The organism is Vibrio sp. 1CM24A, from assembly GCF_023161725.1.
Lineage (GTDB): Bacteria > Pseudomonadota > Gammaproteobacteria > Enterobacterales > Vibrionaceae > Vibrio > Vibrio coralliirubri.
Window position 1 is genome coordinate 1 of the sequence record NZ_JALNTS010000005.1, and the last position, 26,161, is coordinate 26,161.

The window sequence follows — 26,161 nt, forward strand, 5'->3', positions numbered from 1 at the left end:
TGAAGATAAACGCAGAGTCCAATCCCTCTGCTTTAGAGATTGGACTCTATTGGTAAGTTAATTAATGGAATTGGTATTAGAAAAGTGCAATGTTGGTAGGCAGGAGCAAAAGCGAGATTCCCTATCGCGTTCGTGCCTCACTGTAGGGAATGAAGACTATAGGGTGGTATTGATCCATTGTTTACATGAGTCGAAGTCTTTAGTCGTCATCTCAGAATCGAGTAGAACGAGATATCAGAGATCTGCTGTTTGTTAAAATTCACAAGTGTAATTTGATGTATGGCTGAAATGCTTTGAATAGCGCTTAACAACGTTTAGTAAAAAACTAGGTCGGATAGCAGAGGACAAACGGTCAGTGTGTTTGTCACTGATTGAGGGAGCTAGGAGAAGGTTTTCGGTGTGATACTCAGTAATGCCTATCTGAGGTATTGAACAAATATAACAGGCACAAAAAACGCCACCCTTAGGTAGCGTTTTAATTAAAGCAGATAAGTAATCGAAATTACTTAGTTACTTTAAGAACTGGAGTTTCGCCAACAGTTACAGAACCAGAAAGCTTGTTCAGCTCCTTGATTTCGTCCATGTTAGAGATAACAACTGGAGTAAGCGTAGATTTCGCTTTCTCTTCTAGAAGCGCTAGGTCGAAAGTGATGATAGTGTCACCAGCTTTAACAGATTGACCTTCTTCAGCTACACGAGTGAAGCCTTCGCCTTTAAGTTCAACAGTATCGATACCGAAGTGAACGAAAAGCTCAACACCGTCGTCAGACTCGATAGAGAATGCGTGGTTAGTTTCGAAGATCTTACCGATAGTACCGTTAACTGGAGCTACCATTTTGTCGCCAGCTGGTTTGATAGCGATGCCGTCACCAACGATTTTTTCAGCGAAAACTACATCTGGCACGTCTTCGATGTTTACGATTTCACCAGAAAGAGGTGCGATGATTTCGATTGCACCAGCATCAGCGCTGTCATCAGATACAAGCTTTTTCAGTTTGTCAAACAGACCCATTGTGTCATGCTCCTAACGTTTAGTTTTATTCTGTAGAATATACTATACCAATCTAACAAATTAGACGACTATTTTTAGCCGTCTAACTTTATTAAGCATTTGGCGATTACTGAGTTTTCTCAGCGATGAATTTTTCTACGCAAGCTTCAATTTCTGCAGCTGTAGGTAGAGATAGTGCTTCGTCAGCCATAGCTTTAACTTCAGCGAAGTTAGAGTTACGGATTACTTTCTTCACTTTAGGGATAGAGATACCGCTCATAGAGAACTCATCTAGACCCATACCAAGAAGAAGTAGCGTTGCACGTTCATCACCAGCAAGCTCACCACACATACCAGTCCACTTACCTTCAGCGTGTGATGCATCGATCACTTGCTTGATTACTGTAAGAACAGCAGGAGATAGTGGGTTGTACAGGTGAGAAATCATCTCGTTACCACGGTCTACCGCAAGAGTGTATTGCGTTAGGTCGTTAGTACCGATAGAGAAGAAAGATACTTCTTTCGCTAGGTGGTGTGCGATTGCAGCAGCTGCTGGAGTCTCAACCATTACGCCGATTTCGATTTCTTCATCGAAAGCTAGGCCTTCAGCGCGAAGTTCAACTTTGTACTCTTCGATTGCTTTTTTCAGTTCACGGATCTCTTCAACAGAAATGATCATTGGGAACATGATACGTAGTTTACCGTGTGCAGATGCACGTAGGATACCACGTAGTTGGTCACGTAGGATTTCACGACGATCCAAGCTGATACGTACTGCACGCCAGCCTAGGAAAGGGTTCATCTCTTGTGGAAGGTCCATGTATGGTAGGTCTTTATCGCCACCGATATCCATAGTACGGATAATCACTGACTCGCCTTCCATTGCTTCAGCTACTTCTTTGTAAGCAACGTATTGCTCTTCTTCAGTAGGAAGCGCGTCACGGTCCATAAATAGGAACTCAGTACGGTACAGACCAACGCCTTCACCGCCGTTACGCAGGATACCGTCACAGTCTTTTACTGTACCGATGTTGCCACAAACTTCTACACGGTGACCGTCTAGAGTTTCAGCATGTAAATCTTTTAGTTTTGCTAGTTCAACCGCTTCTGCTTCGAAATCTTCTTTGATTTTCTTAGCTTCTGCTAGTTCAGCATCTGAAGGGTTTATGATGATCTTGTTGTTCATTGCGTCTAGCACAAGCATGTCGCCGTTCTTAACTTGCTTAGTGATATCGTTAGTACCAACGATAGCTGGAAGCTCAAGAGAACGTGCCATGATTGAAGTATGAGATGTACGACCGCCGATGTCACAAGCGAAACCAAGAACGTAGTCTAGGTTGATTTGTGCAGTTTCAGATGGCGTTAGGTCGTAAGCAACTAGGATAACTTCTTCATTGATATCTGCTAGAGATACAATGTTGATGCCTAGAGCATTTTTAACGAAACGAGTACCGATATCACGGATATCAGTTGCACGTTCTTTTAGGTACTCATCATCAAGAGACTCTAGTGCAACAGCTTGCTCTTCGATCACAGTGTGGATCGCGTTGTCTGCGTGCATTTTGTCTTTCTTGATGAGTGCTAAAATCTCTTCTTCTAGCTCTTCATCTTCAAGCAGCATGATGTGGCCTTCAAAGATTGCTTCTTTTTCTTCGCCAAAAGTTTCAAGTGCTTTTTGCTTAACAACTTCAAGTTGCTGAGAAGATTTGTTACGAGCGTCAAAGAAACGCTGTACTTCTGCTTCAACTTGGTCGTCAGAGATAGATTGAGTGTTTAGGACAATTTCATCTTCTTGAAGTAGTAGTGCTTTACCGAAAGCAATACCAGGAGATGCTAGGATGCCTGAAATCATAGCCTTACCTTAGTTGTTCAACTGTAAACGGGAGAGTGTGTGACTTTAAGTCGTCGACTAATGTCGCGCTTATTCCTATCTATTTCGAACAAAGCCACTTTGCTATGCAAAATGGCTTTGAAAGAAGGAGACCGTATTAGTGTAGTTGATCCATAAGAGCAACTAGGTGGTCTACTGCTTGCTGAGCTTGAGGACCTTCAGCTGAAATAGTAACGTTAGTACCTTTTACTAGGCCTAAAGTTTGTAGTTTGAACAGGCTTTTCGCGCTAGCGCTTTTGCCGTTAGAAGTCACTGTGATGTCAGCGTCGAAAGATTTTGCTTCTTTAACGAACTGTGCAGCTGGACGAGTGTGAAGACCGTTTTCTGCTGTGATTTCTACTTGCTTCTCGTACATTTTATATACCCCAATTAATTTATTTTTTGTAAGTTTGTAACCAGATTAGCTTAACTGCTTTAGCCCAAATGCGCTAGAGGCTAGTACGCCATGTTCGTGTTAGAACTTAGACTGGTTATAAATTTTTATCCAGCCATGGTCGTCTTTTGTTGAGTACTCATGACTTTCAGAATTTGTTTATTGCTTCTTTTATTTTGAAGCGAAAAATAAAACAGACCCGATATTACCAAAGGTGGGGCAGGGATCAACAAAAAAGCCCCTAAACGGGGCTTTTTTGGACGAAAAATTGATTTGACCACATATTATTGTTGGTTCTCTTTTTCCGTAAAGATGCCAGCAAATAGGGCTGTGCTTAGGTAACGTTCACCAGAACTTGGCAGTACGGTAACGATGGTTTTTCCTGCAAATTCAGGTAGTTCGGCGATTCTGTTCGCTGCTACAACTGCCGCGCCAGATGAGATGCCAGCAAGAATACCTTCTTCTTTCATTAGGCGTTGAGCCATCTCAATCGCTTCTTCAGAAGTTACCGATTCAACACGGTCAATAATCTCTAAATCTAGGTTTCCAGGGATGAAACCTGCACCGATACCTTGAATTTTGTGTGGAGCTGGTTTGATTTCTTCGCCTGCAAGTGCCTGTGCAATCACTGGAGACTCTGCTGGTTCAACCGCTACTGAGGTGATCGCTTTGCCTTTTTCACCTTTAATGTAACGACTTGTACCTGTAATAGTACCGCCAGTACCTACACCCGCGACAAACACATCGATTTCGCCGTCTGTTGCTTCCCAAATTTCAGGACCAGTCGTCTGCTCGTGAATCTGTGGGTTTGCTGGGTTGTTGAACTGTTGTAGTAGTAAGTACTTGTCTGGGTCTGAAGCAACAATCTCTTCTGCTTTAGCTATCGCGCCGTTCATGCCTTTTGGCGCTTCAGTTAGCACTAGGTTTGCGCCAAGCGCTTTAAGCAGCTTACGACGTTCTAGGCTCATTGATTCAGGCATAGTGAGTGTTAGTTTGTAACCGCGTGCTGCTGCTACGAATGCAAGTGCAACACCTGTGTTACCACTGGTAGGCTCAACAAGCTCGATACCTGGCTTAAGCGTACCCGCTTTTTCTGCTTCCCAGATCATGTTTGAACCGATACGACACTTAACACTGAAGCTTGGGTTACGAGCTTCGATCTTAGCTAGGACGTTACCTTTGCTTACTTTGTTAAGGCGGACTAGAGGTGTGTTACCAATCGTTAGGGTGTTGTCTTCGTAGATCTTGCTCATGCGATATTCCTTCATTTAATGACAGAACTAAACGTAGTATATCAATCACTTTACCGTCTAGTGTCTTTCGATGTTTGTTCAGCTTGAATTTAGATTAAACAAGTTGAAAAAAAGGTAAAAGGATTAAAAAGTTATATCATATAGATATGTAGCAGAATTCACGCCTATCTTTATTGAAATTAGAACTTCAAAAAGATAGGCGAGACTAGGGCGTGTAGGAAATGTAGGGACGGTTATAGACGAGAGCGCAGAGCTTGGTCTTTAAACTCAGCAACCCACATTGCCGTCGCGCCGCAAACGGCAACGGGCATCACGATCAGGTTTAGAATTGGAATTGTGGTGAACACAGAAACAAGCGCGCCAAAGCTGTAGCTCTTGCCTTGTTTTTGTTTCAAATTGTTTCTCATATCATCAAACTTGATTTTATGGTTATCGAATGGGTAGTCGGCGTATTGTATCGCTAACATCCATGCTGTGAAAATAAACCATAAAAACGGTGCAACGGTTTGTCCTAGTGCTGGAATTAACAAAAGCAGGAATAAACCGATCGCTTTTGGCAGAATGTAGACAAGCTTGCGCCATTCTCTCGCTAATATACGTGGGGTATCTTTGAGAACATCAAGTAAACCATCGTCATTAACTTTTTTACCACTCAACAACTCTTCAACTTTTTCCGCGAGTAAACCGTTGAACGGTGCGGCAATGAAGTTAGCGAGCGTACTAAAGAAATACGAGAACGTGGCCAAAACGGTTAACACAAGCAGTGGCCATAAAATGTATGACAACCACGACAAGAAGCTTGGCAATGCACCAATCCAACCTTCAATCCAAGTGTTTAGGTTGGAGAAGATATAAAACAAGGCACCACCAACGAGTAACACGTTCGCGATAAGTGGCATTAGTACAAACTTACGAATGCTCGGTGATAAAGCGATTTTTATTCCGAAAATAAAATAGCCAAAGCCGGAGCGGGGAACAGATTCAATAGTCATATTTAAATTAGGTCACATGTGAATTTGGTTAAATAGCAAACATGTCTAGTGTACTCGACCGAAATTAAGAAAAAAAGCGTGGTGAAAATCACACCATGTAAGGAACTAATTGTATTAAGTTGTTCTAAAACAGTGGCTACTTTTGATAGAGTAGTGAGATTAGCCAAATTAACCCAACTTAGTGACAGCGTGTTTATAGCTAGTTGACTAAGAAAGCTGAGAGCGAAAAATGCAGGAATTGCGATTTGTACTCATTATTGTTGGCGCATTAGCTATCGCCGCATTATTGTTCCATGGTCTATGGACGAGTAAAAAAGAAGGGAAAGCAAAGTTTGGAGATAAGCCGCTCGGTAAGCTTGATAACGACAGCTTAGATGAAGCAGAAACTATTCCAAACCGTTCATTCGCCCCAGAAGATGATTTTGAGATAATCCGAAAAGAACGTAAAGAGCCGGATTTTGCTGTTTCACCCTCTGAGACTGATCCGCTGATCGACTCAGATCCGTTAACAGCGCCACAATCGAAAGAAGCTTACGAAGATGACATCGAATTGAATGATCTTCCTTCTTTCAGCGTAGAAGACCCAATTAAGGTTGAAAGTGAACCTGAAGTGATTGAGGAAGAGAAGGTCGTTGAGCCTGAAGTTCCAAGCTTTGAGTTGACTGACGAGCAAAAAGAAAACCATGCCGGCTTTAAAGAGCAGTACGGTTCGTTTGAAGAACCTTCTGAGACAGTTGATGAGCCAGTCGTTCCAAACGAAACGCTTACTCAAAGAGAGCCCGTTGTTGCGAAAGAAGTCGTGACTCCGCAAAGTGCGCCCGTTGAAGAAACTCAGCCAGATGAAGAACTTGGCTTAGACGTGATTGTTCTTAATGTTCATTGTGCTGGAGAGGTCCCGTTCGTTGGGACGGAACTTTTCCGCAGCATGGAGAACAACGGTCTAACTTATGGTGAGATGTCTATCTACCACTGCTTTGCACAATCTACAGACACACCAAAGGTTATTTTCAGCGTAGCGAACATGATGCAGCCGGGAACGCTAGAGCATGATGATCCTGCTGACTTCACGACTAAAGGTATTTCGTTCTTTATGACGCTACCTTGTTACGGTCAAGCTGATCAAAACTTCAATGTGATGCTGAGTGCGGCGCAGAAAATTGCCGACGATATGGGCGGAAACGTGTTGGATGAGTCACGCAACTTAATGACACCAAACCGTTTATCTGACTACCGCAAGCAAATCAGAGACTTTATGACGGCATCGAATGCCTAGCCGTATTGTTTAGCCTTGTAAATAATCTATATTTATAGAAAAGGGCTCCTAAGGGAGCCCTTTTTGATATTTCAATCACGACAGAGAATGATATGAAAGAATCGATTCAAGTTACCTTAGAGCAGTTAAGAGAAACTCTGCATTATCACGCCGTTCGTTATTACGTAGAAGATAGCCCTGAGATCCCTGATGTCGAGTACGATCGATTAATGCAGCAATTGCTAAAGATCGAAGAAGAGAACCCGGAACTAGTGACGGTAGATTCTCCGAGCCAACGTGTTGGTGGTCAGCCTCTCGATGGTTTCACTCAAGTGACTCATGAGATCCCAATGCTTTCTCTGGACAATGCTTTCTCTGATGAAGATTTGGATGCGTTCAATAAGCGAATGTCTGATAGAGCGCCAACCGCAAACCTCAAGACTTTCTGTTGTGAACCTAAGCTTGATGGCCTTGCAGTTAGCCTACTCTATGTGAATGGCACTTTAGTTCAGGCTGCGACACGTGGTGACGGTGCGACGGGGGAAAACATCACTGAAAACGTGCGTACTATCAGCTCTATCCCACTTAAGTTGCAAGGTGAAGGCTGGCCGGAGCGTATTGAAGTTCGTGGCGAAGTGTTTATGCCAAAAGCGGGTTTCGATAAGTTGAATGAGATGGCATTAAAGAAAGGCGAGAAAGTCTTTGTTAACCCACGCAATGCCGCTGCAGGTAGCCTACGTCAGCTTGATTCTCGTATTACAGCGAAACGTCCATTGGCTTTCTACGCATACAGTGTCGGTGTTGTACAAGGCGCTGAGCTATCAAATAGTCACTACCAACGCTTCTTACAGCTTAAAGGTTGGGGCTTACCTATGTGTCCCGAGACTAAGCAACTGAGCTCTCTCGAAGACGTGAAAGCCTATTACCAAGATATTATGACTCGTCGTGATGCACTAGCTTATGAAATCGACGGCGTGGTGATTAAAGTCGATGATATCGCGGCTCAAGAAGTACTTGGCTTTGTTGCTAGGGCTCCTCGTTGGGCGATTGCTTACAAATTCCCAGCGCAAGAAGAAATCACTCTGCTTAACGATGTTGAGTTCCAGGTGGGCCGTACTGGCGCTATTACGCCGGTTGCTAAACTGGAACCTATCTTCGTTGGCGGCGTGACAGTCAGCAATGCCACTTTACACAATGCCGATGAGATTGCGCGTTTAGGCGTGAAGGTAGGAGACAGTGTTATTATTCGCCGTGCAGGTGACGTCATTCCACAAATAGTGGCTGTTGTACTAGATCGTCGCCCTGAAACGGCTAGAGACATTGTTTTCCCTGATGCTTGCCCAGTATGTAGCTCTGCGGTTGAGCGTGTAGAAGGCGAAGCGGTAGCGCGTTGTACCGGCGGTTTAGTGTGTCAGGCGCAGCGTAAAGAAGCCCTTAAACACTTTGTTTCTAGAAAGGCGCTAGACGTTGATGGACTGGGCGTGAAAGTAATTGAGCAGCTTGTGGACCGTGAAATGGTCGAAACACCTGCTGATTTATTTAAGCTAAGTGCTGGCGTGATTACTGTTCTTGACCGAATGGGGCCTAAATCGGCACAGAACGTCGTGAGCGCGCTGAATAAAGCCAAAGACACGACATTAGCGCGTTTCCTCTATTCACTCGGTATTCGTGAAGTCGGTGAAGCGACAGCGATGAACCTAGCGCAACACTTTAAGACGTTGGAACTGGTTCAAGCTGCAACTCATGAACAGCTAGTGGAAGTGTCAGATATTGGTGACATCGTTGCTAGCCATATCACCAGTTTCTTCTCACAAGAGAAAAACAGAGCGGTTGTTGATCAGTTAATCGAGCTTGGTGTGAACTGGCCTGTGATCGAAGAAGCTCCTGATGACCAAGAACTGCCTTTGGAAGGTAAAGTCGTTGTGTTAACAGGTTCATTGTCGCAATTAGGTCGAAGTGAAGCTAAAGCTGCGTTACAAGCATTAGGTGCGAAAGTGACGGGTAGCGTATCGAAGAAAACGGACATCTTGTTTGCCGGAGAAGCTGCGGGTTCTAAATTAACCAAAGCACAAGATTTAGGTATCGAAATAAGAACCGAAGAAGATCTAATAGCCCTTATTTCGTAAGTAAATACAGATAAAAAAAGCTCAAAGGCACTTCTTTCAAGGGAGTGCCTTTTTTGTTTCTGATATAAAAATGAGGGCTTTTTAATTGTTGAGAATTTTGTTCCTATACGAACTCTAAAATCAGGACAGTGACGCTGCTCAACATTAATGAAATACCATTGTAGTTGTATCAAAAATGCGAGTCACTTCTATTTTTACAAGAGTGCGCTCCATTCAAGTGGTTGATATTTATTGTTTTTATTGTTTTTGGTTGTGAGCTTTACAATTTATCGATCTGGATCACTAAGTACCTACTAAATTTGCACCAACTCATATTTTTTTAGATGAAAATTAAGTTCTCATTGATCTTTTTGAGGGCGAAGTTAGTCTTAATGCCATGGATGCACACGATGTGTATAACCAGAAAGGAAATAGAGAATTCAGAGTTTAGGGTTCTCAAACAAGAAAAGGTATTTCTCTCTACGGCGGCCAACTTTAGGCGGGGAATATTCAAACAGCTATATCCATTTTTAGGAGTTTTATTCCATGGAAAACAAAATTTTCAAACGTACTCTACTAGGTGCATCTGTTGCACTTTTATCGACAGGCGTAATGGCGAAAGAAGTTGGTATCAACTCTGACTTCAACGTTGACGTTTACGGTGTTGCAGCTATCTCTCTAGTGAACTACAACACAACTGACAACAATGACTCTAGCTCTGGTTACGCAGTAGAGAACGAATCTCGTATCGGCTTCCGTGCTCACAAAGATATGTTTGAAGACGTTACTATCACAATGCAGATCGAATCTGGCTACGTAGATAGCACAGACTGGTCTCACGGTGGCGTTTCAGGTGGTGTTCTAGGTTTCCGTGATACGTTCGTTGGTGCTTCTGGCTCTTGGGGTAACCTTCGTGTGGGTCGTGTTCTTACACCACTATACGAAATCGTCGACTGGCCATTCTCTAACCCTGGTTTAGGTTCTGTATTCGATTGGGGCGGCATCAACGGTCACTACGATCGTCAATCTAACCAAGTACGTTACGATTCAGCTAAATTTGGCGGTTTCTCTTTTGCAGCTTCTGTTGGTCGTGATGATAACGACAACGGTGGTGGCGCAGCGACTCGTGATGCAAACTTCGTTGGCGCAAGTGCTAAATACAGCTTTGAGAAAATCACATTCATGGGTGCGGTTGAATCTGGTACTCGTGTAGTTGCGGCTTCTGGTGGTGAGTATGTTGTAGCTCAAGAAGACATTAAAGATGCAAACGGCAACGTAACTACGCCTAAAGGTGAAATTTACCAAACTGATGCTGTAGCTGGTTACGATGACGACACATTCGCATACATCGTTGGTTTTGAAGCTAGCCTACCAGCTGGTTTCGGTTTCGCTGCAGCATATAAAGGCGAAGAGCTAGACAACGGCATCCGTAAAGTGACTCAAGATTCTTACTCAATCATTGGTCAATACTGGAATGGTCCAATCGGTTTCAAACTAGGTTACGCAGCTAACCTTGAGTCTGAAACAAATGGTTCTAAAGATGCTAACTCTGACAGCAACACTATTTCTGGTCAGCTAATGGCTGTTCATAACGGTTTCGTACCTTACCTACGTGTAGCGGGTCGTACTGTTGGTGATGCTGATACAGATATCGTAACTCGCGTTGGTCTTGAGTACGGTTTCTAAGCTAGAATCTTTAGCTTAAACAGTTAGATAAAAATCAAAACGCTGGTAAATTTTGTTTGCCAGCGTTTTTCCATAGTGAACATAAGGAATTAGTCATAATGAATAAAGTTAGTGTAGTTGTATTATCATTATTTTTGGGAGCTTGTAGTTCACTCGATTCACAAAGTAATTTTGCAGACTCAGTCGCAGATGTACAGCCAAAAGGTGGTTACATTCAAGTGACTGGACAATCTTATGTAGCGGAAAGTAAAGCGAACGTCGGTGCTGATATCCTGAAATCGTCACTTTACTTTACATACAACAAAGAAGTAACGCAGAATTCAGCGCCAGAATCTTCAATTATCATGGATGTGAGTTACTTCCAGAGCTATAAAGAATACGAAACTGTAAGCTTTCTTGGAAAGACGATAGACCTTGAAGAGAGACAGGTTCCAAGAGAGAGTTGCAGTGAACACTGCACAAAGACTCAATATATTAAATTTCCGTTGAGCGACGCTGATATCCAACAAGCAAGAGAGAAGAACTTAGAATTTACGCTTGATGGACAAAACTCAGTAATGAGTACAACTTTCATTGTGCCGAAAGCGTATATCGACACAATTTATAACGGTGCAAATAATCATACTGCTATCGCGGTTGCTCCAGTAGTCGTGCCTGCAGCAGCAGCAGCAGCAGCTGTTGTTGCTCAAGAACCAAAAGCGTCTCAAGCTCAAGAGATGGTTAATTACTGGTATGGACAAGCTACAAAAGAAGAGCAATCTGCTGTGACGGATTGGGCATTCCAAAACCGTAAGAACGCGACGCCGGCATCACTAGAAGGCTCAAAAGAAATCGAAATGGTTTCATATTGGTTTAATAAGCTAAACAGCGAAGAAAAATCTCAAACTATGATTTGGCTGTTGGAGCAAGAGTAGGCTTCTAACGTAAGTCTCTAGCTATGTTTTTCAACCGCAGTATTGTATAACAACAGTACTGCGGTTTTTCATTTTAGGCTTACAGGTAAGATTGTGAATATTGGTGAAGTAGCGAAACGTGTTGGTACAACAGCGAAATCTATTCGTTTTTACGAAAGTAAAGGCATGATGAGTCCACCGCACCGATCAGAAAATGGTTACAGGCAATATGGCGAGATTCATATAGAACAGTTAGAGTTCGTATTGAGAGCTAAAATGGTTGGTTTCACTCTCGAAGAGTGTAAGTCACTTGTCGAGTTGGCAATGAATCCAAACAGAGAAAGCTACGAAGTAAAGAAGAAGGCCACTCAGAAGTTAGATGAAATAGAGTTGAAGCTTGCGGAGTTAAACAAGATGAAGGCTCAGCTACAATCTTGGGTACATGACTGCCCTGGAGATACTTCAACGGAATGTCCTATCTTGAATAATCTATCTGGCCGCAGTTAGGTTATTCCAGTTCTAAATAATCGTCAGGCAGCAATTACATTACTAGCCTGACTTTAATCACCTATCACAGCACCTTTCCGCCGTAATGTTTACAGATCAACAGTGGTACATGAGTGACTGCGTTACCATCTGAACACTTAACAATCGGCCCCATGTTTCCGTTACCAGGAGACTGGCTGCTCGCTAGAGCGCTTCCAAATGATAAGCTGAAAATAGCCGTTAGAATTATTAAAAAATGTCTCATACAAACTCCATTAGGTTTATCTCTAATTGAGATAATTGAAAGTATGGACAAGGAAAAGAAAATTTCAAAAATTGAACGGACTTAACATTTTTAATAATTATAAATAAGCGAGAGTAAGGTTAACTATTCATATATATCTTGGGTAAGAAATCTGGCTTTCTTATACCTTTTTAGCTCAATCAAACTTTTTAGCTTTACGAAATAAGAACTTATTTTTTTTTCAATTCAATCTATCGCAATGATAATTCGAATATTATTAAGGTTCAAAAATAGAAAAAGCCTGTATTTATTGAAAATGCAGGCTTCATATAGCTCTTGTTTATAAAGGTTCTATTATTAGAACGATTCCGTCTAAAGCGACAATCTTAATCTCGGTTCCAGATGGAATATCTTGACTGGCCTTTGCTGACCAAGAAGAGTCACCGAACTTAATTCGACAGCTACCTTTCTTTACGTCTTCACTTAGAATAACGGTTTGACCTACCAGTTGTTTTTCTCTTTGGTTTAACTCTCGTCCTGCATCTGACTGCTTGTCATTAGACAGTTGTCTTCTCCACCACAACCAAGTGGTAATCAGAGAGAAGCTTGCAAAGGACAGCCATTGCATCTGCCAACCGATTGGTAGTGCGCCTAATAGGGCACCGACCAGCATGGCAGATATGCCTATCCATAAAAAGTAACCAGCGGTCCCAATTAGCTCAAGCGCTAACAATGCTAGACCAAACGCTAACCAATGCCAGTGGTTTACTTGTTCTAGTAATTCGACCATAAGTTAGTCCTTACTACCTTTGTCATTCTTATGTGCAAACATCTCCGCGATACCCGCTACAGAACCCATAAGGCCAGTTGCTTCGAGTGGTAGCATGATGATCTTGCCGTTTTCAGCTTGGCCTATAGATTTTAATGCGTCGGTGTAACCTTGTGCAATAAAGTAATTGACCGCTTGCATGTCACCTTGAGCAATCGCCGTTGATACCATTTCTGTCGCTTTAGCTTCTGCTTCTGCAGCACGCTCACGGGCTTCTGCTTGCAATATTGCCGCTTGCTTCTCACCTTCGGCTTTCAGGATCTCTGATTGCTTGTGACCTTCTGCTTTCAAGATCTCAGCTTGTCGTACACCTTCTGCTTCTAGGATATCAGCACGTTTATTACGCTCGGCTTTCATCTGGGCATTCATCGCAGCAGTAAGGTCTGCTGGTGGCTGTACGTCTTTAATTTCGATACGGGTGACTTTTACGCCCCAAGGGTTTGTCGCTTCATCAACGATGTTCAGTAGCTTGGTATTGATCATGTCACGCTGGCTCAGCATCTCATCCAGTTCCATCGAGCCAAGCACAGTACGGATATTGGTGAGGGTTAAGTTACGGATCGCATGTTCAAGGTCATTCACTTCATAAGCCGCCTTAGGCGCGTCGATAACTTGAACAAAACAAACCGCATCGATAACCACATTTGCATTATCTTTGGAGATGACTTCTTGTGCTGGGATGTCGAGAACACGCTCCATCATGCTGATGCGCTGTCCAACTTTATCAATAAATGGAATAATTAAGTTAAGACCCGGTTTAAGGGTGTGTGTGTATCGCCCGAAGCGTTCAACGGTCCAGTTGTTGCCTTGTGGAACGGTTTTTACGCCAGCGAAGATAAATAACAGTGCGACGGCAGTAAAGACGCCGATAGTAATCAAGGTATCAATAGGCATACAAAATCCTTTGCAAGTTTAAGTTTTTGATAGTTCAGTATTGATACTGGCTCATATTTAAATTCTGAGCAAATTTATAAACGAGAAATGGGCCATAAAATATTGATTTCATGGCCCATTTTACATTCTGTTATTCGATAAACTAATTGATTAAATTGTCAATTTTCGATGTTTAATCTACCGCTTTTTAGGTTTAACTAGTAAAGCAGAGAGTACAGCTGTCGACGGTACTTACTGGCAACTGGGTTACCTTGTCCAAGGGCACTCAAGATGTCCATGAACTCTTTTTTCATGTCACCATCGAGAGCATTAAGATCTTTGGCTAGGAAAGACCATAATAGATCCATAGCTTCTTCACTGCGGTTCACTTGGTGATATTGCAATGCTAATTCAGATGCTGTTTTAGCGTCGCTCGGATTTTGCTGAAGAGCGGCTTCTAGTGCTTGTATTTCAGGGCTGTCTGCTGCTTGTTTATGAAGTTCAAGCTTTGCAACTAAGCCTTTGTAGTAGTTGTCTTGGTACTCAAGAGGGATGGTTGCTAGCTGAGCTTCAGCAAGGTCAAATTGTTGCGTTTCTAACAAACACTCTGCGATCGCCAGTTTTACTTCACCTTTATTCGTCAGCTCTGCTGGGAGTTGTTGCATTGCTGCTAGTGCTTGTGTGTGCTCGCCAGCTTGCATTTGCTCAAGAGCTTGACGCAAAGCAAGTTCATCTTGGCTAGGAAGGTGCTTGCTTAGCATATCGACGATAGCTTCTATGCTTTGAGGGCCACCGAGCCCATCGACTGGCTGACCGTTAACAAACAGTGCAATAGTAGGCAGTGCTTGAACACCAAACTGGCTAGCAATAGCTTGCTCTTGTTCGCAATTGAGCAGGGCTAAGGTGAAGGCACCGTTGTATTGCTGAGTTAAAGTTTGAAGTTCAGGAATGACTTGGGCGCTCTCTTGGCTCATTGGTGCCCAAAAATGGATGAGTACAGGGGTCTGCATCGAACCTTCTAATACTTGACGAAAGTTCTGCTCATTAAGTTCAACAATATGCGGAGATTGCATTTACGTTCCTTGAGGTTTGTTTTGTGGATACGTTGCAAATATGGGGGGATTAGTCGGTAACTTCAAGATCTAACTCGGTTATCTCGGATAAAAAGAACCAAAAATAGAAAAACGCTATGCTTCGATGTTGATAGAGTTGTTATCTCAACATGGAAGGCATAGCGTTATCATCGAGGTAGTTAGTGAGGCGTTGCGTGAGATACTCAAAACAGTATAAACAACGTAATAGCCAGACCCACACCTACCCAATTAAGGCGGTTTAAAGTCATGAGATTTCCAGAGTAGAACCATCAATTGGGAATAACTGATGGGATAGGATAATCATGACATCTTATTGTTACGGAAAAATTACATCGTTACATTAAAGTTTGCGACTCTGCATTCAAAGTTAGTAATTTATGCAGCTTTTCTCAAAATAGGGTCTAGCAAGCGACTCGGTAGGATCCTTTTCAATACCGCGAACACTTTAGTCGGGGTTGTCACTCGGTATCTTAGCTTGGGCTTGTCGGCGGTGAGAGCATGGAATACCGGCTCAATACAACTTTCTGGAGGTAGAACAAAAGCATTATTCGATGATTCTTTTTCGAGTCGATCTTTTTGTTGTTGGTAAGCGTCTTGGTGAGCGCTGCCAGAAACGTTGATCCATTTATTGAACGCTTTCAGGGCATTAGTTCTAAATTGAGTCTCAATTGGCCCTGGTTGCAGTAATGAGATCTGTATACCGCTGCCATGCAGTTCTAATCGTAAGGTATCCGTCCAACCCTCAATCGCGAATTTAGAAGCATTATAAGCACCACGATACTTCATGGCTGCAAAACCTAATACGGAACTGTTTTGTACGATTCGACCTTCGCCACGCTCGCGCATGTGCGGAAGGATCTGACAGACGAGATGATGCCAACCAAAGAAGTTGGTTTCGAATTGTTCTCTGAGTCCTTGGGTTGGTAAGTCTTCTAGCGCACCTGCTTGACCGTAAGCACCGTTATTGAATAATCCATACAATCCATTAGGTGCGAGATCAATAGCAAGCTTGGTGCCATGCTCAATACTTTCTTGGTTGGAAAGATCTAATTGAATACAGGTGAGGCCTTCATCTTGAAGGCGTTGAACATCTTGTGGATCACGACAAGATGCAATGACATGAAAACCACGCTTTTGAAGTGCATGAGCACATGTATAGCCAATACCTGTTGAGCAACCGGTAATCAGAATCGACTTGTTCACACTTAATCCTTTATTAGAGTCTCTATCGCTCTAGGGTAAAGAATTAGTCTTGATGTTGTAACAAGTTTTTTAGTGCTGGCTCGATTCTTGAATAACTAAAGATGAATCCCATCTCAGTGAGTTTCTTCGGCTTGGAGCGAATGCTGTCAAATAGCAAACAAGATGATTCCCCCATTAGAATCGACATCGCCCATTTCGGCGTGAATAAGAAATGCGGTCGGCCTAATTGTTTCGCTAACGTGCTGCTGAACAGTTTGTTGGTCACAGGGTGAGGAGCACACATATTGAATTCCCCTTGAGCGTGAGGGATAGACAACAAGTGGTTGATGGCTCTCACCATATCGAGAATGTGAATCCATGGCATGTACTGCTCACCTGAACCTAGTGGACCACCGACGCCGAGTTTATAAGGCAATAGCATCTTCTTGAGTGCGCCGCCATTCTCGCCAAGTACAACCCCTGTTCGCAGTAGTATCACGCGTGTGCTTTCTGATTGTGCTCTTTTGGCTATCTCTTCCCAGTGGGCACAGACTTTATGAGGAAAGCTTTCATCTTCTACTTGCAGTGACTCGTCAAACGGGTGCTGCTGTTGATCGCCATAGTAACCCACGGCTGAACCGCTAATAAAAGCGTGTGGCGGGTTGCTACTGGCATGAATTAATTCGACCAGCTTTTCAGTGATGTGCCAGCGGCTGTTACAGATCCTCTCTTTTTGCTCTGTACTCCAACGCTTATCGGCAATCGGTTCACCTGCAAGGTTGACCACCACATCAAAGTCGTTGAGATCACTGAGCTCATCAAGGGATTGAATATAATGAAGGTTGTTCTGGTTGAGGTGATTTAGGTTTTGCTTCGCATTTTCAGGACTCCGCGTCAGCAGTGTCACGTCGTCAGTGTTCCAACTCTTGACCAATTCAGAGCCAATAAATCCAGTACCACCCGTTAACAATATCTTCATACCAATCTCCCTATTAAACATAATTATAGACATGGCTTGTTTTTAGTCGCCAATCAATACGAAAAAATCACTATAACGATCATAAGGTTTCAATCGTGTGATACCCAAATTACGCCTTTTTCAATTTACAAAGGAGTGAAATTAAATTCATCAAGTCAGGATGTGTACCGTTATCACACTTATGCACTTTACTCGGATATGTTACCAACTGCGTAATATTTGTCACATAAGCAATGATAAGGATTTGCCATGATTATTGTTAATTCATAATCAACGACAAGGAATTGCGATGACGGCGGTGCTTGCTTTGTTTCGATCCATGTTAGGTAGCCTGAGGGATCTATTGCCAATCGTGGCGGTAATCGCTTTCTTCCAGCTTGCTGTCTTACAAGAGCCACTTCCTCATCTTTTATCTATTCTAACCGGATTAGTGCTCGTCGTTTTTGGACTCACTTTCTTTATCTTTGGCCTTGAAATGGGGTTGTTTCCAATTGGCGAATCGATGGCTCAAGCATTTGCCAGAAAGGGGAGTGTGTTCTGGTTATTGATCTTCGCCTTTTGTTTGGGTTTTGGTACTACCATAGCCGAGCCAGCGTTAACCGCAGTCGCTGCCGAAGCCGCAGAAGTGGCTGCCGAGGGAGGGGTAATCCCCAATACGTTAGATGAAATGGAGCAGTATGCCGATGGCCTGCGCTTTACTGTGGCACTGTCAGTCGGTATCGCTATTTTACTCGGTGTGCTGAGAATCTTAAAAGGTTGGCCAATCCAGTACATGATCATCGGTGGATATATTGGAGTGGTGGTGCTAACTGCATTTGCTCCGGAAAACATCATTGGAATTGCGTATGACTCTGGCGGAGTGACGACATCGACGATCACCGTCCCATTAGTGACCGCATTAGGAGTGGGTTTAGCCTCGGCAATTAAAGGGCGTAATCCGATGATAGATGGTTTTGGGTTGATCGCGTTTGCTTCGTTGTTGCCGATGATGTTTGTCATGGTGTACGGGATGGTAGTGACATGATCAGTGCCCAACAATTTATCGACACTTTTTTAGGCACTGTGATGGATGTGATCCCGATTGCGATCATCATCTTCGGTTTTCAGTTAGCGGTACTGCGTAAGCCCGTCAATAACCTAGCCAAAGTGCTGATCGGTTTCTTCTACGTCATCCTCGGTTTATCTCTATTCTTGATGGGGTTGGAGCTCGCGTTGTTTCCTTTAGGGGAGACGATGGCAATGCAACTCACCGAGCCAAGCTTTTTGACTGAGTTTAAGATCAGTTCTGGTCTTGCTTTGGTTTGGTTTGATTATTACTGGGTCTATCTTTTCGCGTTTTGCATTGGTTTCAGCACCACGATAGCCGAGCCCTCTTTGATTGCTGTAGCGATTAAGGCGAACCAAGTTTCCGGTGGCAGTATTAGCGTCAATGGGCTGAGGATCGCAGTGGCATTGGGCGTTGCTATCGGTATCTCACTGGGTAGCTACCGTATCGTTGCGGGTGACCCGATCCATTACTACATCATTTTTGGTTATGTCGTCGTGGTCATTCAAACCTTTTACGCCCCAAAACTCATTATTCCATTGGCCTACGATTCGGGTGGCGTAACTACATCAACGGTGACAGTCCCTTTAGTGACGGCGCTCGGGCTTGGACTCGCTTCAACCGTACCAGGAAGAAATCCTGTTATTGATGGCTTTGGGTTGATCGCCTTTGCCAGTTTATTTCCCATCATTTCAGTGATGGGCTATGCCCAAATAACACAATGGTTAAACCGTTTACACACCTCTAAGGAGAGCAAAGATGCGCTTTAAACTTATCTTAGCGTTTGTAGAAGAGAGCAAGACCGATACTGTGCTCGATGCCGCGCGTGATGCGGGCGCGACTGGAGCAACGGTGATTAATAACGCCAGAGGGCAAGGCTTAAACCAAAAAACCACCTTCTTCGGCTTAACGTTAGAGGTGCAAAAAGATGTGTTGCTGTTTGTGGTTGAGGAGCATTTAGCTAGGCATATTCTTGAAACTATTGGCGAAGTCGGTGAGTTTGACCAGGAGTCAGGACAAGGTATAGCGGTGCAGATCGATATCGAAGACGCAGTCGGGGTTGCGCACCAAGTCGAGACATTAACTAAGGTTGTGGAGGATGAGTTATGAGTACCAGTGAAAAAATCCGAGTAGGTGATGTCATGGCCAATACGTACGTGATTATCGATGGGCTAACCACTGTGTTAGAAGCGATAGAGATGGCGAAGAAGCACAAAGTGAAAGCAATTATTGTCGATAAGCGCCACGAAGATGACGAATACGGCATCGTATTGATGAATGACATTGCCAAGAAAGTACTGGCTAAGAACCGATCTCCGAAGCGAACTAATGTTTATGAGATCATGACCAAGCCAGCGCTAAGCGTGTCTGCTGAGATGAACGTAAAGTATTGCGCTCGCCTGTTTGAACGCTTTGGTATCAGTCGTGCGCCAGTAGTTCGTGATAACAAGATAGTCGGTATGGTTAGTTACAATAATATCGTGATCAACGGTATGGCGAGAGATGACGTGTAGCATTTAGATACGTACAATAGGCTCATAAATTTTATGGAGAAGTACGTGTGAAATTATTTTTTGCTTCAGACCTACACGGTTCGCTGCCAGCAACAGAAAAGGTATTAGAACTCTACCAAGCGTCTGGTGCGCAATATTTAGTTCTATTGGGTGACATTCTGAATCATGGACCAAGAAATCCGATCCCAGAAGGATACAACCCGCCGGCGGTTGCAGATAAGTTGAATGCGTTTTCTCAAGAGATCATTGCCGTTCGTGGTAACTGCGATAGCGAAGTGGATCAGATGTTGTTGTCTTTTCCAATGATGATGGATTACTCGTGGGTGCTATTAGAATCAGGTCAACGTATCTTCCTAACCCATGGCCATTTGTACAATACCAATAAACGCCCTGCGCTGAAGGCGGGCGATATCATTGCACACGGTCATACCCATATTCCTGTCGCCGAATACCAAGATGACATCTTTATCTTTAATCCTAGCTCGGTGACATTCCCGCGAGAGGGACACGCGGCGAGCTATGGCATCTATGAAAACAATACCTTCAAAGTCATTAGCCTTGAAGGTGATGTTCTCGTGAGTGGCCAGCTTTAAATCATTGGATCGGCTGTGAAAGGCTTATTTTGAGTCTACGTGGCCGAGATCTCTGTCTGGAGCAATGATGTTTCGCACTCTTTGCTTCAGAATTTTAGCTTCTGGAAAACCGCCATCTGCTTTTCTTTCCCAAATCTGCACACCATTACAAAAAATTTCGAACCTGCCTCCTGTGTCTGGGTGTAAGCTCACTTGTTCAATTTCTTCGCTGAAGGTATGCAGTAGCTCTTGGCATAACCAACTAGAGCGAAGCATCCAGTTGCATTGACGGCAATAGTGTATGGCGATTGTGGCTTTTATTGCTGTTTCTTTCGCTGGCGCTAGATTGGGTTGTTCCGTCTTCATGGTTAATCCTTTTAAATTCTATATCAGTAGTTTAATGCCAACGGCAAACGTCAATATTTCAAAAGCGGTTTTGACGAGCTGATTGCTTGAACGGTTGGCTAGATAGGCTCCTAAACTGCCACCTAAAAATGAACTTGCCAACAATATTGGTAGCCATAACCAGTAGACGGGGGCTCCCGCTTGAACGATGGCGAACCCACCAATACCATTCCAGAACAAACCCACGCATATCATGGTGAGTGCAACCGCCTGTTTGTATGTGAAGCCAAACCACCGAACGAGAAACAAGGTCACCAATAGCCCTGAACCTGCGGTCAGTGAGCCGTTAATAACACCGATCAGTGCCAGACCAAAGCCACCGATGATCCACCCTCGGGTATTGCGGTTTTTCAGGTGCTCCTCTTGGCCTAGTTGTTTCTTTAGACGAGAGTAGACACCTAGCGCTAAGATCATTGCCCCAAGCAGTTTCTGAGCAATATTGTCGGGAATCATTAGCACAATATTCGCGCCAATGACCACGCCAATGCTGCCGACAACAATCAAGTAACAGCAAAGCTTCCAATTCAGAGTTCCGCCTTTAATGTGGGTATACGCGGCGCCCAAACCTAATGCGACACTGGCGACTTTGTGAGTGGCTAAAGCGACTGAAAAGGGTAAGCCAAGAAATATAAGCAGTGGGAATTGCAGGAGTCCTGCTCCGCCACCCGATAAGGAGGCTAAGGTATTGGCGATTAAAGAGCCAAAGAACAGAGCTAGCGAGTTTATCCAATCCATAGAGTCTTCGTATTTGTTAGCTTCAGATAACAAAAAGGGGCTTCATGCCCCTTTTTCTATTGGTTTTCCGTTTCATGGTATTCAGCTATTCATAAACAGTAAATAGCGATCCAATCTTAGTTTGAAAACAATACGGTAGAACCATGATTTAAGCTAGTCAGTAGCAGTGCCTTCGGGTTAACAATGTCTATGCGGCGGCTTTGCTCTGCGTCCATCTTAATGACTTGAGTGATAAGCTCTAGCTGTTCTTCTGAAAAGTCTTGGCGCTGAGCCGAAGTCACATCTTTAAACTCCGTTGGCGAAACCAGTAAGTAGTTATCGTTAATATCCCACTGACCCGTTTCAGAGATGTTGATGACATTCGCAGGCTCAGTTTGATTACCGTAAAGTCTAACCACTGACATTCTTAAATATGTACCATTTGGTAGGTATTTCGCATTCGATGATAGTTCAACTCTACGAAGTGGGCCGATTGAGTCAGCTTGCTTGTTATCACTAATCAGCGTCACCATTTTCGATTGCCATTCATGCTGAGTGAGCAAGCGCTCTACTTTTGCATCGCTGCCCCAATATAACCAACCACTCAAGAATGCCGATAGAACCAGTAAAATAATCGATACTTTTAATTTCATGTTACTGACCACCGTTACAAATGTCGTTTAGATCCGACTGATTTGCGTAAATTCTTAGAGTTACATTTTCGCTCGAGTAATCTTGCGGATGAATGTAGTTGAGGGCAAGGTTGTTAGTTTGTCCACCTGTTGCAATCACTTCAGTCGGCTTTAGCATGCCAGTGTGATTCGTGTTGTAACGTAATACACACTTTTCTATCGCTGGCAGCCAACTGCTGAGGTCTGGGTGGTTAACCGGTGATTGAACCTTTACGCCATCGACTTCAGCCAATGTTTTGAACTCAGACTCTGCCGGGTTGGTAAACGTTAAAACGAGAATCGGCATGATGAAAGCGGCAAGCAGCAACCAAAATGTTAGCCATTTATTGGTGCTTTTAGTCGGAGCCACAACAGGCGCTGTTACTGGTTCTACTTCTACCTTGTTCTCTTGAACTTTTGCAATTGGCTCAGGTTCAACCGTTTCAGTGATCGCATCTTCAGTCGCTGCAGGCGTTGCAAACGTTAGGATAGGCTCTACGTCATTTTCTGCAATTTCAGCGGCTACTGGCTGATCATTTGATGATAGTGGGGCAGAGCGCTCAACGGTCGCAATAAATTGGTAACCGCGCTTAGGTACTGTCTTTACGAATTCAGGAGATTTAGTCGAGTCTTTGAGCATTTTTCTCAGCGTCGATACGGCTTGCGTCAAGCTTGAGTCATCCACCTCAAAACCTTGGTCTCGCCAAACATACTCGTGCAACTCATTGCGAGTGATAACTTCATTGGGTCTTTCTGACAGCATCAGGAGAATGCGGCTTTCATTGCTACCAAGACGTACGACTTCACCGTCGCTCATTTGATCAACAAGTGAATTGCTGTTTGGGTCGAATACGAACCGCTGTGCGAGAATAAACTTTGTGCCGATATTGCTCATTGAATTCTTCTATTTTGGGTTGTTTTGGGTGCGAAATAGACAAATCTCAGGTGAAGTTCCGTTAATTCTTCACCAAATCATGGCTTCTTTTATGTTCTTTTATATTTATCAGACTCAAGGATAATAAAAACAGATCAAAAAAACAGTGTTTTTATGATTTTTGACCTTGAATTTACATTTGTCATCCTCATGTTAATGAACAGAAGAGTGGCATCAAGTGTTACGCCCCTATGATTATTCAACATAAAGTATAGATGTTTTGGAGTAAAAATGAGCGAAACGGCAACGCAAAATAAAGAGACTCGTGGCTTTCAATCTGAAGTAAAACAACTACTTCATCTAATGATTCACTCACTGTATTCAAATAAAGAAATCTTTCTACGTGAGCTGATCTCTAACGCATCTGACGCGGCTGATAAGCTTCGTTTTCAAGCTCTATCGAACGGTGACCTTTACCAAGGTGATGCAGATCTAGGTGTAAAACTTTCATTCAACGCGGAAGCAAACACGTTAACCATTTCTGATAACGGTATCGGTATGAGCCGTGACAACGTTATTGAGCATTTAGGTACGATTGCTAAGTCAGGCACTGCAGACTTTTTCTCAAAGCTGTCTGAAGACCAAAGCAAAGATTCTCAACTGATTGGTCAATTTGGTGTGGGTTTCTATTCTGCATTCATCGTCGCAGACGCGGTAACGGTTCGCACACGTGCAGCTGGCCTGCCGAACAATGAAGCTGTTCAGTGGCACTCTGCAGGTGAAGGCGATTACACAATCGAAGACATCACTAAAGAGACTCGTGGTACTGACATCATTCTTCATATGCGTGAAGACGGTAAAGAGTTCTTAAATGAGTGGCGTCTACGTGAAGTGATTGGTAAATATTCTGACCACATCGGTATTCCTGTTTCTATCTTCACAGCAGTGAAAGATGACGAAGGTAAAGACACCGAAGAGAAACATTGGGAACAGATCAACAAGGCGCAAGCGCTTTGGACTCGTAACAAGTCTGATATCGAGAAAGAAGAGTACCAAGAGTTTTACAAGCACGTATCTCACGACTTTGCTGATCCATTAACTTGGAGCCACAACAAAGTTGAAGGTAAGAACGACTACACAAGCCTGCTTTACATCCCAGCGAAAGCACCTTGGGACATGATGAACCGTGACCACAAGAGCGGCTTAAAACTTTACGTGCAGCGTGTATTCATCATGGATGACGCAGAGCAGTTCATGCCATCTTACATGCGTTTCGTTCGCGGTCTGATTGACTCAAACGATCTGCCATTGAACGTGTCTCGTGAAATTCTGCAAGATAATAAGGTAACTCAGTCTCTTCGTGGCGCATGTACCAAGCGTGTCCTGACTATGCTTGAGCGCATGGCGAAGAATGACAATGATAAGTACCTAGAGTTTTGGAAAGAGTTCGGCCTAGTATTGAAAGAAGGCCCAGCTGAAGACATGGCGAACAAAGAGAAGGTCGCTGGTCTAATTCGTTTCTCGTCAACGGAAGTGGATTCTGCTGAACAAACCATCAGCCTAGAATCTTACGTTGAGCGTATGAAAGAAGGCCAAGATAAGATTTACTACCTAACAGCAGATAGCTACGCTGCCGCTAAGAACAGCCCACACTTGGAGCAGTTCAAAGCTAAAGGTATTGAAGTGGTTCTAATGTACGATCGTATTGATGAATACGTGATGAATTACCTGACTGACTTCGACGGTAAACAGTTCCAATCGATCACTAAAGCGGGCTTAGACCTAAGCAAGTTTGAAGGTGAAGAAGAGAAAGAGAAGCAGAAAGAGACAGAAGAAGAGTTCAAATCTGTTGTTGAGCGTACGCAATCTTACCTAGGTGGTCGTGTTAAAGAAGTTCGCACTACCTTCAAGCTAGCAACAACACCTGCGGTTGTCGTAACTGACGACTTCGAAATGGGCACGCAAATGGCGAAGCTTCTTGAAGCTGCGGGTCAAGCGGCACCGGAAGTTAAGTACATCTTTGAGATTAACCCTGAGCACGCACTTGTGAAACAGATGGCTGATGAAGCCGATGAGCAAGCGTTCGGCCGTTGGGTTGAGTTACTCCTTGGCCAGGCTATGCTAGCTGAAAAAGGCTCAATGGAAGATCCGTCACAATTCTTGGGTGCAATCAACGAGCTACTAACAAAGCGTTAGTCTTTCGACTTTAGGTTAAGCCAACAATTGTAATAAAAAGCTCGCAAATGCGGGCTTTTTTTATGAACGTCGTTGAAAAATGACCTAACGTGGTCAACGTCACCGTTATCGTCATAACAAATGTTGTCGATGCATTCTTTAGTCGTAAATTCAGCCAAATTGAATATTAATGTGATAGAATGCTCGACCTAATCAGCTGGGGTTAGGAAGCGACTATCTCCAGTTGTATGATTTTTAAACGTTATACCGAAACTTACCGTTTTGCTTCTGTTCACAGTTTTGCTTAGCCTCAATGGTTACTTAACGCTTTCTGTTCATCCTAAAAATGAGCAAGAATGGAGGGATAGTGAGCTTCGGTATAAATCATAATTTTATAAGAGGATTAAACATGCGCATCATTCTTCTAGGTGCTCCTGGCGCGGGTAAAGGTACTCAAGCTAACTTCATCATGAACAAATTTGGTATCCCTCAAATTTCAACTGGTGACATGCTACGTGCTGCTATCAAAGCGGGTACTGAGCTTGGTAAGCAAGCAAAATCAGTAATCGACGCTGGTCAGCTAGTTTCTGATGAAATTATCCTTGGTCTTATCAAAGAGCGTATCGCTCAAGATGACTGTGAGAAAGGTTTCCTACTAGACGGTTTCCCACGCACAATCCCACAAGCTGATGGCCTAAAAGAAATGGGCATCGCTGTTGATTACGTTGTTGAATTTGACGTAGCTGACGATGTGATTGTTGAGCGTATGGCTGGTCGTCGTGCTCACCTTCCTTCTGGTCGTACATACCACAATGTGTACAACCCACCTAAAGAAGAAGGTAAAGATGACGTAACTGGTGAAGACCTAGTTGTACGTGATGACGACAAAGAAGAAACAGTTCGTGCACGTCTAGGTGTATACCACGATCAAACAGCTCCGCTAATCTCTTACTACGGTAAAGAAGCTGAAACAGGTAACACTCAGTACCTTAAGTTTGACGGTACTAAGCAAGTTGCTGAAGTTAGTGCAGAACTTGAGAAAGCACTAGCATAATTGGCTAACAGCCA

The 26,161-nt window shown here is 43.5% G+C and carries 27 protein-coding genes; 12 read left to right on the forward strand and 15 right to left on the reverse strand.

Translation table 11 applies throughout. The annotated features are described in order from the left end of the window. Positions 1-502: 502 nt before the first annotated feature. The 5 genes from crr to cysZ all read right to left on the reverse strand — a co-directional run bounded on the left by crr (position 503) and on the right by cysZ (position 5,500). Complete coding sequence (gene crr / locus MSG38_RS12055) at positions 503-1,012, reverse strand: PTS glucose transporter subunit IIA (RefSeq protein WP_004737851.1); 510 nt, start codon at positions 1,010-1,012, stop codon at positions 503-505. Between the two features lie 106 nt (positions 1,013-1,118). Continuing rightward, on the reverse strand, positions 1,119-2,843 hold the full coding sequence (ptsI, locus tag MSG38_RS12060; RefSeq protein ID WP_017061935.1) for a phosphoenolpyruvate-protein phosphotransferase PtsI: 1,725 nt from the start codon (positions 2,841-2,843) through the stop codon (positions 1,119-1,121). Positions 2,844-2,979: 136 nt separating this feature from the next. Further along, positions 2,980-3,237 (reverse strand): HPr family phosphocarrier protein, encoded by a 258-nt coding sequence (locus MSG38_RS12065; protein ID WP_004734263.1) that lies wholly within the window; start codon positions 3,235-3,237, stop codon positions 2,980-2,982. A 302-nt stretch (positions 3,238-3,539) separates the two neighbouring features. After that, positions 3,540-4,508 (reverse strand): cysteine synthase A, encoded by a 969-nt coding sequence (gene cysK, locus MSG38_RS12070; RefSeq protein ID WP_017061934.1) that lies wholly within the window; start codon positions 4,506-4,508, stop codon positions 3,540-3,542. Between the two features lie 233 nt (positions 4,509-4,741). Next, positions 4,742-5,500, reverse strand: coding sequence for a sulfate transporter CysZ (cysZ, locus tag MSG38_RS12075; protein WP_029235129.1), 759 nt, complete (start codon positions 5,498-5,500; stop codon positions 4,742-4,744). 229 nt (positions 5,501-5,729) lie between these two features. Here cysZ and zipA point away from each other — a divergent pair, with 229 nt between their 5' ends. From zipA to cueR, 5 genes are all read left to right on the forward strand, one after another. Beyond that, positions 5,730-6,773: a cell division protein ZipA gene (gene zipA / locus MSG38_RS12080; RefSeq protein WP_050653762.1), complete on the forward strand. Its 1,044-nt coding sequence runs from the start codon at positions 5,730-5,732 to the stop codon at positions 6,771-6,773. 92 nt (positions 6,774-6,865) lie between these two features. Further along, a complete protein-coding gene (gene ligA, locus MSG38_RS12085; protein WP_132762032.1) occupies positions 6,866-8,878 on the forward strand; it encodes an NAD-dependent DNA ligase LigA in 2,013 nt (670 codons plus the stop codon). Between the two features lie 525 nt (positions 8,879-9,403). Further along, on the forward strand, positions 9,404-10,543 hold the full coding sequence (locus MSG38_RS12090) for a porin (RefSeq protein WP_061038745.1): 1,140 nt from the start codon (positions 9,404-9,406) through the stop codon (positions 10,541-10,543). A gap of 98 nt (positions 10,544-10,641) precedes the next feature. After that, entirely contained in the window at positions 10,642-11,457 is an 816-nt protein-coding gene (locus MSG38_RS12095; protein WP_248401929.1) for a DUF2057 family protein, read from the forward strand. Positions 11,458-11,550: 93 nt separating this feature from the next. Continuing rightward, the gene (gene cueR, locus MSG38_RS12100) at positions 11,551-11,943 is read left to right on the forward strand and encodes a Cu(I)-responsive transcriptional regulator (protein ID WP_048606508.1); all 393 of its coding nucleotides are present in this window, start codon (positions 11,551-11,553) and stop codon (positions 11,941-11,943) included. Between the two features lie 64 nt (positions 11,944-12,007). On the opposite strand, the gene MSG38_RS12105 is transcribed toward cueR, so the two are convergent. The 6 genes from MSG38_RS12105 to MSG38_RS12130 all read right to left on the reverse strand — a co-directional run bounded on the left by MSG38_RS12105 (position 12,008) and on the right by MSG38_RS12130 (position 17,123). Then, positions 12,008-12,187 carry a hypothetical protein gene (locus tag MSG38_RS12105; RefSeq protein WP_017061927.1) on the reverse strand — a complete coding sequence of 60 codons (180 nt, stop codon included), beginning with the start codon at positions 12,185-12,187 and terminating at the stop codon, positions 12,008-12,010. A 319-nt stretch (positions 12,188-12,506) separates the two neighbouring features. Beyond that, positions 12,507-12,956: an NfeD family protein gene (locus MSG38_RS12110; RefSeq protein WP_017061926.1), complete on the reverse strand. Its 450-nt coding sequence runs from the start codon at positions 12,954-12,956 to the stop codon at positions 12,507-12,509. A gap of 3 nt (positions 12,957-12,959) precedes the next feature. Then, positions 12,960-13,889, reverse strand: a complete 930-nt coding sequence (locus MSG38_RS12115; protein WP_017063395.1) for an SPFH domain-containing protein — start codon at positions 13,887-13,889, stop codon at positions 12,960-12,962. Positions 13,890-14,086: 197 nt separating this feature from the next. After that, entirely contained in the window at positions 14,087-14,941 is an 855-nt protein-coding gene (locus tag MSG38_RS12120; protein WP_050647344.1) for a co-chaperone YbbN, read from the reverse strand. A gap of 396 nt (positions 14,942-15,337) precedes the next feature. Further along, the gene (locus MSG38_RS12125) at positions 15,338-16,165 is read right to left on the reverse strand and encodes an SDR family oxidoreductase (RefSeq protein ID WP_248401930.1); all 828 of its coding nucleotides are present in this window, start codon (positions 16,163-16,165) and stop codon (positions 15,338-15,340) included. Between the two features lie 43 nt (positions 16,166-16,208). Continuing rightward, positions 16,209-17,123 carry a TIGR01777 family oxidoreductase gene (locus tag MSG38_RS12130; protein ID WP_048606498.1) on the reverse strand — a complete coding sequence of 305 codons (915 nt, stop codon included), beginning with the start codon at positions 17,121-17,123 and terminating at the stop codon, positions 16,209-16,211. Between the two features lie 289 nt (positions 17,124-17,412). On the opposite strand from MSG38_RS12130, the gene MSG38_RS12135 reads away from it, so the two are divergent. From MSG38_RS12135 to yfcE, 5 genes are read left to right on the forward strand one after another with little or no spacing between them, the layout of a single operon-like run. Next, positions 17,413-18,147 carry a DUF1538 domain-containing protein gene (locus tag MSG38_RS12135; RefSeq protein ID WP_019820230.1) on the forward strand — a complete coding sequence of 245 codons (735 nt, stop codon included), beginning with the start codon at positions 17,413-17,415 and terminating at the stop codon, positions 18,145-18,147. Then, positions 18,144-18,938, forward strand: coding sequence for a DUF1538 domain-containing protein (locus tag MSG38_RS12140; protein WP_248401931.1), 795 nt, complete (start codon positions 18,144-18,146; stop codon positions 18,936-18,938). Before MSG38_RS12135 ends, MSG38_RS12140 begins: the two co-directional genes overlap by 4 nt. Next, positions 18,928-19,278, forward strand: a complete 351-nt coding sequence (locus MSG38_RS12145) for a P-II family nitrogen regulator (RefSeq protein ID WP_017062207.1) — start codon at positions 18,928-18,930, stop codon at positions 19,276-19,278. Before MSG38_RS12140 ends, MSG38_RS12145 begins: the two co-directional genes overlap by 11 nt. Beyond that, the gene (locus MSG38_RS12150) at positions 19,275-19,682 is read left to right on the forward strand and encodes a CBS domain-containing protein (RefSeq protein WP_017062206.1); all 408 of its coding nucleotides are present in this window, start codon (positions 19,275-19,277) and stop codon (positions 19,680-19,682) included. The genes MSG38_RS12145 and MSG38_RS12150 overlap by 4 nt, the downstream gene beginning before the upstream one ends. A gap of 47 nt (positions 19,683-19,729) precedes the next feature. After that, positions 19,730-20,275 (forward strand): phosphodiesterase, encoded by a 546-nt coding sequence (gene yfcE / locus MSG38_RS12155; RefSeq protein ID WP_017068995.1) that lies wholly within the window; start codon positions 19,730-19,732, stop codon positions 20,273-20,275. Positions 20,276-20,299: 24 nt separating this feature from the next. Here the strand turns inward: yfcE and MSG38_RS12160 are convergent, their stop codons facing one another. From MSG38_RS12160 to MSG38_RS12175, 4 genes are all read right to left on the reverse strand, one after another. Further along, positions 20,300-20,620 (reverse strand): SelT/SelW/SelH family protein, encoded by a 321-nt coding sequence (locus MSG38_RS12160; protein WP_248401932.1) that lies wholly within the window; start codon positions 20,618-20,620, stop codon positions 20,300-20,302. 18 nt (positions 20,621-20,638) lie between these two features. Continuing rightward, a complete protein-coding gene (locus MSG38_RS12165; RefSeq protein WP_248401933.1) occupies positions 20,639-21,394 on the reverse strand; it encodes a sulfite exporter TauE/SafE family protein in 756 nt (251 codons plus the stop codon). A gap of 116 nt (positions 21,395-21,510) precedes the next feature. Continuing rightward, entirely contained in the window at positions 21,511-22,026 is a 516-nt protein-coding gene (locus MSG38_RS12170; protein ID WP_017066005.1) for a regulatory protein ToxS, read from the reverse strand. Between the two features lies 1 nt (position 22,027). Then, on the reverse strand, positions 22,028-22,939 hold the full coding sequence (locus MSG38_RS12175; protein WP_048617831.1) for a transcriptional regulator: 912 nt from the start codon (positions 22,937-22,939) through the stop codon (positions 22,028-22,030). Between the two features lie 270 nt (positions 22,940-23,209). Between MSG38_RS12175 and htpG the strand changes: the two genes are divergently transcribed. Then, positions 23,210-25,114 carry a molecular chaperone HtpG gene (htpG, locus tag MSG38_RS12180; RefSeq protein WP_248401934.1) on the forward strand — a complete coding sequence of 635 codons (1,905 nt, stop codon included), beginning with the start codon at positions 23,210-23,212 and terminating at the stop codon, positions 25,112-25,114. A gap of 388 nt (positions 25,115-25,502) precedes the next feature. Then, the gene (adk, locus tag MSG38_RS12185) at positions 25,503-26,147 is read left to right on the forward strand and encodes an adenylate kinase (protein ID WP_048617835.1); all 645 of its coding nucleotides are present in this window, start codon (positions 25,503-25,505) and stop codon (positions 26,145-26,147) included. Positions 26,148-26,161: the final 14 nt, after the last annotated feature.

Excerpts from the sequence above, each read along its gene's own strand:
- crr (WP_004737851.1), bottom strand. The coding sequence starts at position 1,012 with ATGGGTCTGTTTGACAAACTGAAAAAGCTTGTATCTGATGACAGCGCT.
- ptsI (WP_017061935.1), bottom strand. The coding sequence starts at position 2,843 with ATGATTTCAGGCATCCTAGCATCTCCTGGTATTGCTTTCGGTAAAGCA.
- MSG38_RS12065 (WP_004734263.1), bottom strand. The coding sequence starts at position 3,237 with ATGTACGAGAAGCAAGTAGAAATCACAGCAGAAAACGGTCTTCACACT.
- cysK (WP_017061934.1), bottom strand. The coding sequence starts at position 4,508 with ATGAGCAAGATCTACGAAGACAACACCCTAACGATTGGTAACACACCT.
- cysZ (WP_029235129.1), bottom strand. The coding sequence starts at position 5,500 with ATGACTATTGAATCTGTTCCCCGCTCCGGCTTTGGCTATTTTATTTTC.
- zipA (WP_050653762.1), top strand. The coding sequence starts at position 5,730 with ATGCAGGAATTGCGATTTGTACTCATTATTGTTGGCGCATTAGCTATC.
- ligA (WP_132762032.1), top strand. The coding sequence starts at position 6,866 with ATGAAAGAATCGATTCAAGTTACCTTAGAGCAGTTAAGAGAAACTCTG.
- MSG38_RS12090 (WP_061038745.1), top strand. The coding sequence starts at position 9,404 with ATGGAAAACAAAATTTTCAAACGTACTCTACTAGGTGCATCTGTTGCA.
- MSG38_RS12095 (WP_248401929.1), top strand. The coding sequence starts at position 10,642 with ATGAATAAAGTTAGTGTAGTTGTATTATCATTATTTTTGGGAGCTTGT.
- MSG38_RS12105 (WP_017061927.1), bottom strand. The coding sequence starts at position 12,187 with ATGAGACATTTTTTAATAATTCTAACGGCTATTTTCAGCTTATCATTT.
- MSG38_RS12110 (WP_017061926.1), bottom strand. The coding sequence starts at position 12,956 with ATGGTCGAATTACTAGAACAAGTAAACCACTGGCATTGGTTAGCGTTT.
- MSG38_RS12115 (WP_017063395.1), bottom strand. The coding sequence starts at position 13,889 with ATGCCTATTGATACCTTGATTACTATCGGCGTCTTTACTGCCGTCGCA.
- MSG38_RS12120 (WP_050647344.1), bottom strand. The coding sequence starts at position 14,941 with ATGCAATCTCCGCATATTGTTGAACTTAATGAGCAGAACTTTCGTCAA.
- MSG38_RS12130 (WP_048606498.1), bottom strand. The coding sequence starts at position 17,123 with ATGAAGATATTGTTAACGGGTGGTACTGGATTTATTGGCTCTGAATTG.
- MSG38_RS12135 (WP_019820230.1), top strand. The coding sequence starts at position 17,413 with ATGACGGCGGTGCTTGCTTTGTTTCGATCCATGTTAGGTAGCCTGAGG.
- MSG38_RS12140 (WP_248401931.1), top strand. The coding sequence starts at position 18,144 with ATGATCAGTGCCCAACAATTTATCGACACTTTTTTAGGCACTGTGATG.
- MSG38_RS12145 (WP_017062207.1), top strand. The coding sequence starts at position 18,928 with ATGCGCTTTAAACTTATCTTAGCGTTTGTAGAAGAGAGCAAGACCGAT.
- MSG38_RS12150 (WP_017062206.1), top strand. The coding sequence starts at position 19,275 with ATGAGTACCAGTGAAAAAATCCGAGTAGGTGATGTCATGGCCAATACG.
- MSG38_RS12160 (WP_248401932.1), bottom strand. The coding sequence starts at position 20,620 with ATGAAGACGGAACAACCCAATCTAGCGCCAGCGAAAGAAACAGCAATA.
- MSG38_RS12165 (WP_248401933.1), bottom strand. The coding sequence starts at position 21,394 with ATGGATTGGATAAACTCGCTAGCTCTGTTCTTTGGCTCTTTAATCGCC.
- MSG38_RS12170 (WP_017066005.1), bottom strand. The coding sequence starts at position 22,026 with ATGAAATTAAAAGTATCGATTATTTTACTGGTTCTATCGGCATTCTTG.
- MSG38_RS12175 (WP_048617831.1), bottom strand. The coding sequence starts at position 22,939 with ATGAGCAATATCGGCACAAAGTTTATTCTCGCACAGCGGTTCGTATTC.
- htpG (WP_248401934.1), top strand. The coding sequence starts at position 23,210 with ATGAGCGAAACGGCAACGCAAAATAAAGAGACTCGTGGCTTTCAATCT.
- adk (WP_048617835.1), top strand. The coding sequence starts at position 25,503 with ATGCGCATCATTCTTCTAGGTGCTCCTGGCGCGGGTAAAGGTACTCAA.